The organism is Streptomyces sp. NPDC057136, assembly GCF_042670885.1.
Classification (GTDB): domain Bacteria; phylum Actinomycetota; class Actinomycetes; order Streptomycetales; family Streptomycetaceae; genus Streptomyces.
In genome coordinates this window covers 113585-128470 of the sequence record NZ_JBHUUV010000017.1, presented here as the reverse complement: position 1 = coordinate 128470, position 14886 = coordinate 113585, and the positions used below count along the sequence as shown (strand labels likewise).

The following is a 14886-nucleotide window of genomic DNA, read 5'->3' as shown; positions in this document are numbered from 1 at the left end:
CGAACTGAATTTCTGAGTGCGTGAGGCCCGTCGCAGTGCCGTCGAAAGCGGTGCGTGGCGGGCCTCACGCGCACCATGCGGTCGCCGGATTCCCGTGTCGGAACGGACACTCACCGTCACACTCGCCACAATTGCCTGGTGGTGACCGTTGTTGGGCGCCCACGGTGTGCGGATTGGGTAACACGTCTGTGGAGTCGGTCACTGCCCGCACACCCCCGCCGGAGCCCAACCTCCCTGGCCAGGCGGTGAACTGCGGGTATCCGGGGGGCATGCACCGACCGACGTCCGCCTTGCGAGACGGTCACGGAGAGTGCGACCATCACACTGTTCCCTCGTCATCGCAAGGTAGGTCGTCTGTGTCTGTGCCGCACCACGCCAAGCCCCGGACCACTGCTGTCGTACTCGCCGGTGGTACCGGTCAGCGCGTCGGACTGTCGATCCCCAAGCAGCTGCTGAAGATCGCCGGCAAGGCAGTCATCGAGCACACGCTGACCATCTTCCAGAACGCCGAGGACATCGACGATGTGATCGTGCTGATGGCGCCCGGTTTCGTGCCCGACGTCGAGAAGATCGTCGTCAAGGCCGGACTGACCAAGGTCATCAAGGTCATCGAGGGTGGCAGCACCCGTAACGAGACCACCGAGCGCGCCATCGCGGCCCTCGGTGAGGGCCTCGCCGAGGGCGAGGACCGCAACGTCCTCTTCCATGACGCGGTCCGCCCTCTGCTGTCACAGCGCGTCATCAAGGACTGCGTCGACGCCCTCGACCGCTACCAGGCCGTCGATGTCGCCATCCCGTCCGCGGACACGATCATCGTGACCCGCACCCACGGCGAGGACGGCGAGTTCATCACCGAGGTCCCGGACAGGTCCCGGCTTCGCCGCGGCCAGACCCCGCAGGCGTTCAAGCTGTCGACGATCCGCAAGGCGTACAAGATCGCGGCGGGCGACCCCAACTTCCAGGCCACCGACGACTGTTCGGTGGTCCTGCGGTACCTCCCCGACGTGCCGATCTACGTGGTCGCGGGCGACGAGTACAACATGAAGGTGACCCAGCCGGTCGACGTCTTCATCACCGACAAGCTCTTCCAGCTGGCCTCCACCGCGGCCCCCCGCCAGGCCGACGAGGCCGCCTACCGCGAGCAGCTCTCCGGTAAGACGCTGGTCGTCTTCGGCGGTTCGTACGGCATCGGCGCCGACATCGCGACGCTGGCCGAGCAGTACGGCGCGAGTGTCTACGCGCTGGGCCGCTCCACCACCGGCACGCACGTCGAGAACCCGGAGCACGTCGACGACGCGCTGTCCAAGGCATACGCGGAGACCGGGCGCATCGACTACGTCATCAACACCGCGGGCGTGCTGCGCATCGGCAGGCTGGCCGAGACGGACAACACGACGATCCAGGAAGCGCTGAACGTCAACTACCTGGCGCCGGTCCAGATCGCCCGTGCCTCGTACAAGTACCTGGTGGAGACCAAGGGCCAGCTGCTGCTCTACACCTCCAGCAGCTACACGCGCGGCCGCGCCGAGTACAGCCTCTACTCCTCCACCAAGGCAGCGATGGTGAACCTCACCCAGGCGCTCGCCGACGAGTGGGCGGGTGAAGGCATCCGGGTGAACTGCGTCAACCCGGAGCGCACGGCGACCCCGATGCGTACCAAGGCGTTCGGTCAGGAGCCGGAGGGCTCGCTGCTCTCCTCGGAGGCCGTGGCCCGTACCTCGCTGGACGTGCTGCTGTCCGCGATGACCGGCCATGTCATCGACGTCCGACAGCAGGACCCGACCAGCGACGTCTCCGAATCCTCCGGTTTCGAGCAGGCTCTGGCCTCTGTGCTCGACCGTCAGGAAGATGTGTAATAATTCTCGACAAATGTTCCCTTTCGGGCCTCTGTGATCGCGTTCTGCGAATACAGAGGCCCGAATGCGTGAAGCCCCGCCTTCACATTTCCCTCAATACGTGAATCAAACCGGCACCCCCCTGGAGCAGGTTCTTCGTGATTTCGACAGCCATTCGCCTGGCCCGCGTGGGCAGCCGGTCAGAACTCGCCGCGGCCGCACTGATGATGCTGGGATATCCCCTCATCATGCTTGCCGCGCTTCTGCCCAATATCTGGTTCTTCGCGGCGGCCACGGCTGTCACGTATATCGCGGACTGGTATCTCCATCAGCGCGGCAGTTATCTCATCAACCGGCTCGGCAAGGTGCGGGCGGGACTCTCCATTCGCTTCCTGCTCCGCCAGCTGATGGTCATCCTCCTACTGGCCCGGCTGGACCTCGCCTCGGAACCGCTCTTCTACGCGACCGTCGCCTGCTTCCTGCTCTTCTACGGCCTCCAGGCCCCGCACGGCGCGATGACGACCCTGGTCCGGATGCGTCGCACCATGCCGGTCGTCACCCGCAATGTGGACCTGCACGCCGTGCGCATCCCCGACGCGCCGCCGCGCGTGCTGCTGCACCGCTCGGCCGAGAAGATGCTCCACCTCGACCTCCCCGCGGTGGTCGGCATCCTGATCGCCGCCGGGACCGGCGTGGACGCCATCGGCTACGCCGGTGCCGCGCTCACCCTGCTGCTGGCGCTCGCCTTCAACGCGGTGCTCGTCCCGTATCTGCGCCGCGGCCGGCTGGTCCCCCAGGCAGCCGCCGTGCTCAAGGCCGTGGACGGCTGGCTGCGCGACTACCAGCCGACCGTCGTGCTCTACTTCTCCGGCTCCAACGAGTCGGCGTACCAGGGCAACATGTGGCTCGACACCATGGCGAAGACCGACGGCCGGCCGCTGATCATCATGCGTGAGCGCGGTCTCGTGCCCCAGCTCGCCGAGACCTCCGTACCGGTGCTCTGCGTCCCGGCGGGGACCCACCTGATGAACCTGGACCTCTCCAGCGTCCGGGTCTGCCTCTACCCCGCCAACGTCGGCAAGAACATCCACATGCTGCGCGTCCCGACCATGAAGCACGTCTTCATCGGCCACGGCGACAGCGACAAGCTCGCCAGCGTCAACCCGTACTCCAAGGTGTACGACGAGGTGTGGACGGCCGGCCGTGCGGGCCGCGACCGTTACGCGCTGGCCGACGTCGGCATCCGTGACGAGGACATCGTCGAGGTCGGACGGCCGCAGCTCGCGCCGATCACGACCTGGACCGGCACCGCGAAGAACCCCATCCCGACCGTGCTGTACGCCCCCACCTGGGAGGGCTGGGACGACAACCCCGGCAACACCTCCCTGCTGCTCGCGGGCGAGAACATCGTGCGCCGTCTGCTGGACGCCGAGAAGCCGGTGCGGGTCATCTACAAGCCGCACCCCTTCACCGGCATCCGCAGCGCCAAGGCGAAGGCCGTCAACGCGCGCATCCGGAACATGCTGAGCAAGGCGGCCGCGGAGCGTGCCACCGAGCCGCGCTGGGCCGAGGAGGCCGCCGCTGCCGCCGCCGGGCAGAACGCCGCGAAGGCCGAACTGGTGAGGATCCAGGCGGCACTCGCCGACCTGGCGAAGTCCGGCCGGGCCGGTGGCGACGACGCCGAGGAGTCGCGCGTCTCGCTCGCCGACCCGTCGCGCCAGGACCGGGTCGAGGCACTGCGGACCGAGTGGAACGACGCGTACTGGCGTTCCTTCGGCTGGTGGGAGCACAAGACGGTGACCGGCGCGCAGCCCAAGCTGTACGACTGCTTCAACGAGTCCGACGCCATGGTCTCGGACATCTCCAGCGTGGTGTCCGACTTCATCGCGAGCGGTAAGCCGTACGCGGTCACCGACTCGGCGGAACTGGGTGCCGAGGAGTTCAAGCGGCAGAACACCGCCGTACGGGCCGCGGTCATCCTCTCCAACAGTGCCGAGGAGATCGGCGAGCTGCTGGACGCGGTCACCGACAGCGCGGCCGACCCGCTCGCCAACGCCAGGCACGAGCTGAAGAGCTATCTGCTCGGCCCGGACGAGCCGACCTCCATGGAGCAGTTCAACGCCGCGGTGCGTGCCCTCGCGGCCAAGGCCGAGGCGCGCAACGCCGGGGTCAGTCAGCGGATCGGGGAGCAGAGCGTGGCATCGCCCGACCTCGAGGACGAGTCCAGCGGCGCGGGTGACGGCGAGGAGCAGATCGTCGCCGATGCCGTGGCCGCGGCCGACGCGGACGCCGAGATCGGCACCGGACCCTCGGCGGTCCGCTGACCGTCCCCGAGTGATCAGGTCGTTGCGACGGCCAGGCAACCCATCCGACGGCCCGTGCATCTCTCCAGGAGAGGGATGTACGGGCCGTTCTGCGTGTTGATACGCAAAAGGCAGATTCGATCGGACATTCTGTCTCATTTGTGATGAGAATTGACGATATGGGTGATTTCGGGATGGCCATGGAGACCAGCGAGACCGATGCCCGCGGCCCCGATGCCGCCGAGACCGATGCCGTCCAACCCGACGTCAGCATCGTCATCGGGGCGTACGAGGCCATGCCCTATCTGATCCGCTGCCTGGAGTCCGTCGAGGAGCAGACGCTTCCGGCCGGGCGTATGGAGATCGTCGCTGTCGACGACGGTTCCACGGACGGCACGGGGGAGTATCTGGACGCCTTCGCCGCCCGCACCGCCATCCCCACGCGGGTCCTCCACCAGGACAACTCCGGTGGACCCAGCGGGCCGCGCAACGTCGGTCTCGGCCTCGCCCGCGGGCGGTACGTCTTCTTCCTCGACGCCGACGACTACTTCGGCCCGGAAGCGCTGGAGCGGATGGTCGCGATGGGCGACCGCGCCGGCACGGACGTGGTCCTCGGCAAGATCGTCGGCGTCAACAGGGGTGCGGCCAAGTCGATGTGGAAGGAGACGGTCGAACGCGCCGACCTGTACCACTCCAACGTCAAATTCACTCTGAGCGCCCAGAAGCTCTTCCGGCGCGAGCTTCTCCAACGGCTCGGGATGTCCTTCGACGAGAAGCTCAGGACCGGCGAGGACGCGCTCTTCACCATGGAGGCGTACCTGCGGGGGAACGGTGTCTCCGTCGTGGCGGACTACACCTGCTATTACCTCGTGGGCCGGGACGACGGCAAGCATGCGACCAAGAGCGGCAGCTACGTACTGCGGTTCGATTCGGCGCGGGCGCTGATGGGGCTCATCGCCACCCACGTACCCCCGGGGCCTCACCGGGACTCCCTGATGGTGCGGCCGTTCGTCATCACATTGCTGCCACAATTCGGACCCAATCTGCTGAAGCAGTCGAAGGCCGTACGCGAGAAGAAGATGGCGCTGGCGGCGCCGCTGCTCGCGGCGTACTGGACGCCCGGACTGGCGCGCGGACTGAAAGCGAACGAACGGCTCAGGCTCGCCTGTGTGGCGAAGGGCCGGCTCGATCTGCTCCTCGATGTCCTGCGGTTCATGAAGGCCAAGAGCGAGCCCGCACTGGTCCACGAAGAGCGCCCATCCCGGCTGTACCTTGCGTATCCGCACTTCAGGGACGGTTCCGGACTGCCCGACTCGGCGTACGAGGTGACCGTCACCGAGTGGATCGGTGGCCGGCGGATCGAGGCGCCGGAGCCGAGGCCCTACGTCTCCTTCGCCCGCCGCGTCGTGCGCAAGATCGGCCGGACGGCACTCCGGACGCTTCGGGCGCCACGGTCGCACCGGGTGCGAACAGGGACTCGTACAAGGGTCTGAGTGTGGTGGGACACGCCCCGTGCGAAGGAATTGTGACGGGCGTCACTCCATGCTGTGGGGCAACCATGAGACCTTGGTGAGAGTCTCATTCACGCCCCGTCTTCCTGGGGTTCACGTCTGAAAGTCCCCCCGGAAAGGCCCTCACGCCGTGGCGTCCCGACCTGTCGAAACCATTCCCGCAGAGCTCAGCCGTCTCATGAAGTACTTCCCCGAGACACCGGTCGAGGAGCGCACCGCCTTCCATACGGCCGCCAAGGACTTCCTGGCGCAGGCGGCACCCAAGCTCGTCAGGCAGTTCTCGCCGATGGCCCGGGTCAAGTGGCATCTGGCGGCCAACGGGCGTGGGGACGAGCTCGTCGACGTCCTGCACTACGAGCGCGAGAATCCAGGCGTCTTCGCGGTCAAGGGCCTGCGGCGGGCCCGCATCGAGCTGCCCGGCGTCGAGAGCTCCTCGCTGCCCCCGACCGTACGTAACTTCACCCGCAGCGAGCTCCCCGTACGCGGCAAACTGACCGACCTGGCCTGGCAGGACGGACGCCTGGTCGTCCGCGGCTACGCCTACATCCCCAACGTCCCCTCGGCGACCGGCAAGCGCTCACTACGCGTCGCTGTCCTGCGCCGGCAGGGCAGCAGGAGCACCATCCCGTTGCGGCTGCGCACCGTCCTGGAGCCCAGGGCGACGGCTGAGGCCAAGGGCGCCCTGCACTGCTACGACTGGTCCGGCTTCGAGATCGCCATCGACCCGTCGCGCCTGCGGACCCGCGGCCAGTGGCAGGCGGGCAACTGGCGCCTAGGCATCGGTATCCCGCGCCCCGGCGGCATGTCCGTCGGCAGCGTGCTCAAGAGCAACAGCGGAGCCGCGGGACACAGCCAGGTGCACGTGCTGGACGACGGCGTGCGGCTCGTCGCCGGTTACGACCGCAACCGTCTCAAGCTCTCCGTGGACGTCGTGCCGGCCGAGGCCGAGTCCCAGGAGATGGACGACAACGGCCTCACCGTGACGATCCGGTCGCGCGGCACGGCAGCCGCGGGCAAGACGCCGACGGCGCTGCGCATCGACCACGAGGGCACCGAGTTCTCCATCGACCTCCCGCTGGAGGCCGGCGACCCCGGCACCGACGGCTGGAACCGTTACACCGCGCGCCTGCCCTTCGGGGATCTGCCCGTCGCGGGGGTCGTCCCCGGCAAGGCCCGGAAGTACCGCACGCGGATCGTCTTCGCGGACGGCACGATGCGTCGCGCCACCATCGGACAGTCCCTGCGCACCGGTGTGCAGCAGCTGCCCGGCACCCTCGAATTCGCCGTGCTCACCGACGGCGCGGGCAACTTCACCCCCCAGCTGCGTACCGCCCAGCCCGTCGTCGACCGGACCGAATGGTCCGAGAACGGCGAACTGCTGCTGTCCGGTACGTACACGGGCCCGGCCGAGACGATGAAGTTCGTCCTTCGCCACAGCGGCCGCAACGAGGACAAGCCGCTGCCCGCCGAGTTCGAGAACGGGCGCTTCACCGCCCGCCTCACACCCGACGCCATGCCCGCGTACGACGGAACGCTCCCGCTCCGGGCCGGCCGCTGGCTCCCGTTCCTGCGCGCCCGCGACGAGTGGAACCACCGGCACGATATCCCCGTGACGATCCGACCCGACCTCGTCTCCATGCTGCCCTCGGCCCACGACGGCGCCCGCCGGACGTACACCCTGGAGCGGCTGGACTACGACCGGATCTTCCTGGAGTCGGGCCCCGTCCTGGAGCCCGAGCTCCGCGGCGCGTACCGCCAGCGGCTCATGCGCGACGTGTACACCCCCGAGCAGCGCAAGCTGCCGCTGCGCGAAGCCGTGCTCTACAACAGCTTCGGCGGCAAGCAGTTCTCCGACTCGCCCCGCGCCGTCTACGAGGAGCTCGTACGCCGCGGCACCCAGGTCGAGCACATCGCGATGGTCCACGACGAGCAGGTCGTGCTGCCGCCGGGTGTCCGCGGAGTCCTGTGGGGCAGCAAGGAGTGGTACGAGGCTCTGGCGCGCAGCCGCTACATCGTCACCAACGGCGGCATCCGTGAGTGGTTCGTCCGCCGTGAGGGCCAGGTCGTCGTCCAGACCTGGCACGGCACGCCCCTCAAGCGCATCGGCGCGGACCTGCTCGGCACCCCGCAGGCCAACCTCGCCTACATCTCCAGCCTGCCGCAGCGTTCGCGCCAGTACAGCCTCTTCATCACGCCGAACGCCTTCACGACGCCGATCATGACCAACTCCTTCCGCCTCCAGTGCGAGGTACTGGAGGCCGGTTACCCGCGCAACGACGTCTTCCACGCCCCGGACCGGGTCAAGCGCGCGGCGGCCGTACGGGAGAAGCTCGGCATCCCCGCGGGCAAGAAGGTCGTCCTGTACGCGCCGACCTGGCGCGACGACCAGCGGTACGGCGGCCGTCGCTTCAAGCTCGACAACCAGATCGACGTCACCGCGGCCCAGGAACAGCTCGGCGACGACCACGTGCTGCTCTACCGCAAGCACCACAAGGTCCTCGACAGCATCCCCGGCGCGGGCCAGGGCTTTGTCTGGGACGTGACGTACTACCCGGACATCGCCGACCTCTACCTGATCGCGGACGTGCTGATCACGGACTACTCCTCCGTGCTCTTCGACTTCGCCCACTCGGGTCGCCCGATGCTGTTCTTCACGTACGACCTGGAGCACTACCGGGACACCCTGCGCGGCTTCTACTTCGACTTCACGTCGCGCGCCCCGGGCCCGCTGATCAAGACGTCCGGTGAACTCGTCGACGCCATCCGCAACATCGAGGCGGTGACGGAGGAGTACAAGGAGAAGTACGCCCAGTTCAGGGTGGACTTCTGCGAGCCCTCCGACGGTCTCGCCGCGGCGCGGGTCGTCGACCGGATGCTGACGGTCAACAACGACTGACGCTGTCCCGACCGGCCGCGCCCGGCTCCTCCCACCGCTGTCCATCGAGCGGAACGGGAAGGCGCAGGGCGCGGCCGCTCGCGTACTGTGCTGCTCGGGGACGGCCCCCGGAAGCCCGGGTCATGGGGCCCGCGACGGCCCCTCGGCCGAGCGCCGGGCCAGCCAGAGTGAGGAAGTACGTGTCAGCTGCCAGGCCGGGTGTGACCGGCGCCCGCAGGATCGTGGTCAAGATCGGTTCCTCCTCCCTCACGACGGCGGCGGGCGGCCTCGACGCCGACCGTGTCGACGCCCTCGTCGATGTACTGGCCAACGTCAGGAGCGGCGGGGAGAAGGAGATCGTCCTCGTCTCCAGCGGTGCGATCGCCGCCGGACTCGCCCCGCTCGGACTGGTCCGCAGACCCAAGGACCTGGCCCGTCAGCAGGCCGCCGCCAGCGTCGGCCAGGGCCTTCTGGTCGCCCGTTACACCGCCTCGTTCGCGCGCTACGGCGTACGCGTCGGGCAGGTGCTCCTCACCTCCGACGACACCAGCCGGCGCGCCCACTACCGCAACGCCTACCGCACGCTCGATCAGCTCCTCGACATGGGCGCCCTGCCCGTCGTCAACGAGAACGACACCGTGGCGACCGACGAGATCCGGTTCGGCGACAACGACCGGCTCGCCGCGCTCGTCGCCCATCTCGTCCACGCCGACCTCCTGGTCCTCCTCTCCGACGTCGACGGCCTGTACGACGGTGACCCCAGGACCCCGGGCGCCTCACGGGTCGCGGAGGTCAGCGGACCGGCGGACCTGGAAGGGGTCACGATCGGCAGCACCGGGAAGGCGGGCGTCGGCACCGGCGGGATGGTGACCAAGGTCGAGGCCGCCCGGATCGCCAGCGCCGCCGGAATCCCCGTCGTCCTCAGCTCCGCGAGCCGCGCCGCCGACGCCCTCGCGGGCCGCGACACCGGCACGTACTTCCACCCGACCGGACGCCGCTCCGCCGACCGGCTGCTCTGGCTCGCCCACGCCTCGACCCCGCAGGGCGCCCTGACCCTCGACGACGGTGCCGTACGGGCCGTGGTGGACCGCCGCACCTCGCTGCTGCCCGCCGGAATCTCGGCGGTCGAGGGCGAGTTCACCGCGGGCGACCCGGTGGAGCTGCGCGACCTTTCCGGCCGGGCCGTCGCCCGCGGCCTCGTCAACTTCGACGCCAAGGAGATCCCGCAGCTGCTCGGCCGGTCCACCCGCGAGCTGGCACGCGAACTCGGCCCCGCCTACGAACGCGAGGTCGTACACAGAGACGATCTGGTCGTCCTCGCGCCCGGACTCACCCCCCGAATCGGCTGAAAGTCCGGACATTCGGCAGAGACCTTCACCAAAAGCGCCCCACGCCCGGCCTCGGACTGGTCAACTTTGTAGCGGGGACACAAGGCGTACAGCAGAGCAACGCATTCACAGGAGGCCGCCGGTGAGACGAGCGCGCCCGGGGGCGCCGCCCCGAGGGACGGGAAGCCGCGCCCTGACCAGCGTCGGGGCGGGCTCCGACTTCGGCGCGGGGCTGCCCACGGACACCACGGACCGCGCCACCGAGCAGGAACCGATGGCGGCGCGGGAGGAACGGACCCAGTCGAAGCTCTGGCACATCACCCTCAGCGTCTCGGGTTCGGAGATTCCGCTGAAGGAGGTCAGACGCGGCCTCGAACAGCTTGCCCATGACCACCCGTTCCTGCTGACCAGCCGGTACGCCAACGACCACGCGGAGATCCGCTACTGGGAAGAGGCCCGCGACCTCCACGACGCGGCGGCGGTCGCGCTGCGGCTGTGGGGGGAGCACCGCTCCAGCGCCAAGCTCCCGCCCTGGGAGATCGTCGGCCTGGAGGTCATCGACCGGGAGACGTACCACCTGCGCATCGCCGAGGGGTACGGGCCACCGCCCGCGGCCCCGGTCGGGGTGCACCCGTACTGAGCGGGCCGGCAGTTCTTTCGGAACGGCCGTCTCGCATCACGGGATGCGTGAGGGATGCCCGCAGTGTGCGCATTACCCTGCGGGCATGACCACGCTTTCGCCGTACGACAACATGTCCCCGGTCGCCCAGGCCGCCTACCGGGCACGCGCCGCCGCCGCGGACATCGCGCCACTCCCGCGCTCGGCGAAGGACGACGCGCTGCTGGCGATCGCGGACGCGCTCGAAGTGCGCACCGGTGAGATCGTCACCGCGAACGCCGAGGACGTCGCCCGCGCCCGCGAGGCCGGGACCAGCGAGTCGATCGTCGACCGGCTCACCCTCACCCCCGAGCGCATCCGCGCCATCGCCGCCGATGTGCGCGACGTGGCGGCGCTGCCCGACCCGGTCGGTGAAGTGGTGCGAGGCTCGACCCTGCCCAACGGCATCGACCTGCGTCAGGTCCGGGTGCCGCTCGGCGTGGTCGGGATCATCTACGAGGCCAGGCCCAATGTGACGGTGGACGCCGCGGCCCTCTGCCTCAAGTCGGGCAACGCCGTACTCCTGCGGGGCTCCTCGTCCGCGTACGCCTCGAACGTCGCTCTCGTCCGGGTGGTGCGCGACGCCGTCGGAGGCTCCGGGCTCCCCGCCGACGCGGTGCAGCTGGTGCCTGGGGAGAGCCGCGACTCGGTACGGGAGCTGATGCGGGCCCGCGGTCTGGTCGACGTACTGATCCCGCGCGGCGGCGCCTCCCTGATCCGCACGGTCGTGGAGGAGTCCTCGGTGCCCGTGATCGAGACCGGCACCGGCAACTGCCACGTCTACGTGGACGCGCAGACCGACCTCGCCATGGCTGTCGACATCCTGATCAACTCCAAGGCGCAGCGCCCGAGCGTGTGCAACGCCGCCGAGACCCTGCTCGTCCACAAGGACATCGCCGACCAGTTCCTCCCCATGGCCCTGGACGCACTGGCCGAGGCCGGGGTGACGGTCCACGGCGACGAACGGGTCATGGAGTACGCCCAAGGCTCGAAGGCCACCCTGGTGGAGGCGACACCGGAGGACTGGGAGACCGAGTACCTCTCGTACGACATCGCGGCGGCCGTCGTCGAATCGCTGGACGCCGCGGTCGCGCACATCCGGCTCTGGTCCTCGGGCCACACCGAGGCGATCGTGACGACGTCACAGGCAGCGGCCCGCCGCTTCACCCAGTTGGTCGATTCCACGACGGTCACGGTGAACGCCTCCACGCGCTTCACCGACGGCGGCCAGTTCGGGTTCGGCGCCGAGATCGGAATCTCGACGCAGAAGCTGCACGCCAGGGGCCCCATGGGACTTCCGGAGCTGACGTCCACGAAGTACATCGTCACCGGCGACGGCCACATCCGGTAGCCGCCCCGGTGGGCCGAGTTTGTGCGCTCTCTGCCTAAAACGACCCGGCGCGGCTACGCTGAAGCCGTGCCGGACGACGTGGGAGGCAGGCCGTTCCAGGACGGCTGGGAGCCCGACGACGACCGCGGGGGCGCGGACGAGGACTTCGCCTCCGTGGTGTTCGACGAGGACTTCGTACGGGCCGCCGAGGTCCATGAACCCACCGCGGTGGAGCGACTGCTCTCCGCAGCGCAGGCGCGAGCCGAGGCCGAGGCGGCCAGGACGCGCTCGGGCGGCGGCCCCCGGGACGACGAGCTCTACGACGACGGCTACGGCGTGTACGGCCGCAGGCGGTCCTTCGGGGGCTCCGCGGACCCCGAAGGGGACGAGGACGACTACAGCGGCCCGTACGGGCGCCACGGCGGCGCTCTGCGCCCCTACCGCGGTACGGCACGCTGGCACCGCCCGGTGGCCTGGCTGCTCGCCCTGCTGATGGGCATCGGCATGGTCGCGCTGGCCTTCTCCGCCGTGTACCGCGGCGCCGCCGGCAACCGCCAGGACCAGATCCCGCAGCCGGTGACCAGCGGCGTCGACAAGCCGGGTGCCGACCGCTCGGTCCCGGCCGGACATTCAGGCCCCCCGGTCTCCGCCGTCCCCCACACCCCCTGACGGCCGACCGCCCCCGCAGACCTCGTTCCCTCTTCTGGCGTCTCCCGCGTTTACGTTCCCGCCAATCGACCTACCCTGAAGATGTGACCCCTCTTCCGGAGGGGGCTTCTCACTTGTCCGGATGTGCGCCCGCGTACGTATCGGCGATCGGGAGAAGTCATGACTGGCCGCGGAGAACCGCCAGAAGGCCCGCCAGAAGGTCCGCCCGAGAACCCCGCGGGTGGCGAGGACGAGTACCGCTCGCTCGTCTTCGACGAATCGTTCGTCCGTGCTGCCCGGCTTCAGGAATTCTCCGCACAGGAACGGATGGGCGACCATGCCCTCGCCGTCCGCTCACTGCCCGGCCGCGCCGCCCGCAACGGCTCCAAGGCCGCCATCGCCCTCGTCCTGCTCATCGCCCTGGCCTTCGCCACCGCCGTATACATCGGCTTCCGCAACCCCTACTCGCCGCCCGCCGTCAGGCACGCCGCGCCGCTCAAGACGACCGTGGTGCCGCTCAGCCCCCAGGGCGCTGTGCCGGGCGGTACCCCCGCCGCTCTCTACGCGGCGAGCCCGGCGGCGGAATTCCGGACCGGCGCCGAAGGGATCACTCTCCCCACGATCCGGCGCACGCACAGCTTCTCCGACAGTCAGGTGACGGCTGCCCTGACCACGGTCAAGGACTACCTGGTGGGGTCCTCGCTCGACCCCGATGTGCTCACCGGAACGTCCACCCGGCCGGTCGAGCGCCTGCTGGACCCCGACCAGACGGCCCAGTTCGACCGGAGCATGAACACACCGGCCGACGACGGCCGGCACTCCGCCACCGGCTGGCTCGTACGGTTCGATCCGGACGATGTGGAGCTCGCCGACCCGAAGGTCAGGGTCCGGGGCACGCTGGCCTACACGGAGGTGGGGGCGGACACCCTGGAGGTGGTGTCCGACCACACGTTCACGTACGCCCTCCGCCCGGTTGATACCGGCCCCCAGAAGGAGGACGGTGCCTCGCTGTTCACCGTGCGGCGGGAGCTGCACTTCCAGTTCGACCGGGAGGACCTGCGGCTCCACCGCCTGGAGGTCCGGACCGCCCAGGTGCAGGCCGGACCCCAGTCGTGCTCGGCGGACACGGCCGGTGCGCTGGTACCGCTGCTCGCGGGGGAGCGGGCGGACAGCCGGGGACCGGCCGGCACCGACCCGTATGACACGGGCCCGCGCACGGCGGCGCTGTGCGGAACGCTGGCGGTCAGCTCCGGTCAGGCGCAGACCCCTCCTCCGGGTCCTGCGGCCGACGGCTCCCCGGCCCGTCCGTAGCACCGGTGCCGGCGCCCGTGAACTTGTCCCGGAGCTTGCCGCCCAGGTCCCCCGCACCGCCCGCGATGCCACCCACCAGCTTCATCAGCGGGTCCTTGCTGGTGCGCACCGTTTCCGCGTAGTGCGAGGCCGACTCCCGGAAGGAGTCCGTGACCGAGGTGTCCTTGTCCTCGTCCCGCCGGGGGTAGTGACCGTCCATGATCCGCTGGTAGTCGCGGGTCTCCGACCACTTCTTCAGCTCGGCGGCCCGCACCGTGGTGAACGGGTGCGAGCGGGGCAGCACATTGAGGATCTTCAGCACGGAGTCGCGCAGGTCGCCGCCCTTCTCGTACTCGTCGGCCTGGGCGAGGAACGCGTCCACGTTCATCTCGTGCAGATGGTTGCCACCGGCGATCTTCATCAGGCCGCGCATCGAAGCCTGCAGATCCTGCCCGGCCAGCAGACCCGCCCGGTCCGCCGACAGCTCGGACTTGCGGAACCACTCGCGCAGCGCCGTCACGATCGTCATGATCGCGACGTTGCCGAGGGGAATCCAGGCCACCTTGAGGGCCAGGTTCGTGAGGAAGAGCAATATCGTGCGGTACACCGAGTGGCCGGAGAGCGCGTGGCCCACCTCGTGTCCCACGACGGCCCGCATCTCCTCCTCGTCCAGGAGCTCGACCAGGCCCGTCGTCACCACGATGATCGGCTCGTCGAGACCGATGCACATCGCGTTCGGCTGCGGGTTCTGACTGACGTACATCGGGGGGACCTTCTCCAGGTCCAGGATGTAACAGGCGTCCCGCAGCATGGCGTTGAGGTGGGTGAACTGGGCGTCGCTCACCCGGACGGAGTCCGAGAGGAAGAGCAACCGCAGACTGCGCTCGGGAAGAAGCCCGCTGAGCGCCTTGAAGACGGTGTCGAACCCGGTCAGCCTGCGCAGGGCAACGAGCGCCGAGCGGTCCGCCGGATGCTCGTACGCCCGGGAGGAGATTCCCGGGAATCGCTTGCGCTGCCTACTCGGCACGTTCTCGTGGCTGCTTTCGGTCATGGAAGGCCCCCTGTTCGTACGAGATGTCGCTCGTCCCCCTGGCAATTCCCAGCGTAT

General features: G+C 69.2%; 10 protein-coding genes. 9 read left to right on the top strand and 1 reads right to left on the bottom strand.

Features of this window, described 5'->3' with window-relative positions:
• Positions 1-356 precede the first annotated feature (356 nt).
• The 9 genes from ACFT7S_RS21385 (at position 357) to ACFT7S_RS21345 (ending at position 13799) form a co-directional block, all read left to right on the top strand.
• On the top strand, positions 357-1856 hold the full coding sequence (locus tag ACFT7S_RS21385) for a D-ribitol-5-phosphate cytidylyltransferase (protein WP_382734195.1): 1500 nt from the start codon (positions 357-359) through the stop codon (positions 1854-1856).
• 137 nt (positions 1857-1993) lie between these two features.
• Positions 1994-4159, top strand: a complete 2166-nt coding sequence (locus ACFT7S_RS21380) for a hypothetical protein (protein ID WP_382734192.1) — start codon at positions 1994-1996, stop codon at positions 4157-4159.
• 179 nt (positions 4160-4338) lie between these two features.
• Positions 4339-5631 carry a glycosyltransferase family 2 protein gene (locus ACFT7S_RS21375; RefSeq protein WP_382734274.1) on the top strand — a complete coding sequence of 431 codons (1293 nt, stop codon included), beginning with the start codon at positions 4339-4341 and terminating at the stop codon, positions 5629-5631.
• A 196-nt stretch (positions 5632-5827) separates the two neighbouring features.
• Positions 5828-8545 carry a CDP-glycerol glycerophosphotransferase family protein gene (locus tag ACFT7S_RS21370; RefSeq protein WP_382734272.1) on the top strand — a complete coding sequence of 906 codons (2718 nt, stop codon included), beginning with the start codon at positions 5828-5830 and terminating at the stop codon, positions 8543-8545.
• A 200-nt stretch (positions 8546-8745) separates the two neighbouring features.
• Positions 8746-9873, top strand: coding sequence for a glutamate 5-kinase (gene proB, locus ACFT7S_RS21365; RefSeq protein WP_382734269.1), 1128 nt, complete (start codon positions 8746-8748; stop codon positions 9871-9873).
• A gap of 121 nt (positions 9874-9994) precedes the next feature.
• The gene (locus ACFT7S_RS21360) at positions 9995-10492 is read left to right on the top strand and encodes a hypothetical protein (RefSeq protein WP_382734189.1); all 498 of its coding nucleotides are present in this window, start codon (positions 9995-9997) and stop codon (positions 10490-10492) included.
• 85 nt (positions 10493-10577) lie between these two features.
• Positions 10578-11861 carry a glutamate-5-semialdehyde dehydrogenase gene (locus ACFT7S_RS21355; RefSeq protein ID WP_382734187.1) on the top strand — a complete coding sequence of 428 codons (1284 nt, stop codon included), beginning with the start codon at positions 10578-10580 and terminating at the stop codon, positions 11859-11861.
• A 66-nt stretch (positions 11862-11927) separates the two neighbouring features.
• Positions 11928-12509 (top strand): hypothetical protein, encoded by a 582-nt coding sequence (locus ACFT7S_RS21350; RefSeq protein WP_382734185.1) that lies wholly within the window; start codon positions 11928-11930, stop codon positions 12507-12509.
• A 159-nt stretch (positions 12510-12668) separates the two neighbouring features.
• Positions 12669-13799, top strand: coding sequence for a hypothetical protein (locus ACFT7S_RS21345; RefSeq protein ID WP_382734182.1), 1131 nt, complete (start codon positions 12669-12671; stop codon positions 13797-13799).
• On the opposite strand, the gene ACFT7S_RS21340 is transcribed toward ACFT7S_RS21345, so the two are convergent.
• The gene (locus ACFT7S_RS21340; RefSeq protein WP_382734180.1) at positions 13732-14829 is read right to left on the bottom strand and encodes a M48 family metallopeptidase; all 1098 of its coding nucleotides are present in this window, start codon (positions 14827-14829) and stop codon (positions 13732-13734) included. The genes ACFT7S_RS21345 and ACFT7S_RS21340 overlap by 68 nt on opposite strands.
• Positions 14830-14886: the final 57 nt, after the last annotated feature.

Coding starts and splice junctions, on each gene's coding strand:
- ACFT7S_RS21355 (WP_382734187.1), top strand. CDS start 10,578: ATGACCACGCTTTCGCCGTACGACAACATGTCCCCGGTCGCCCAGGCC.
- ACFT7S_RS21340 (WP_382734180.1), bottom strand. CDS start 14,829: ATGACCGAAAGCAGCCACGAGAACGTGCCGAGTAGGCAGCGCAAGCGA.
- ACFT7S_RS21370 (WP_382734272.1), top strand. CDS start 5,828: ATGAAGTACTTCCCCGAGACACCGGTCGAGGAGCGCACCGCCTTCCAT.
- ACFT7S_RS21375 (WP_382734274.1), top strand. CDS start 4,339: ATGGAGACCAGCGAGACCGATGCCCGCGGCCCCGATGCCGCCGAGACC.
- ACFT7S_RS21345 (WP_382734182.1), top strand. CDS start 12,669: ATGACTGGCCGCGGAGAACCGCCAGAAGGCCCGCCAGAAGGTCCGCCC.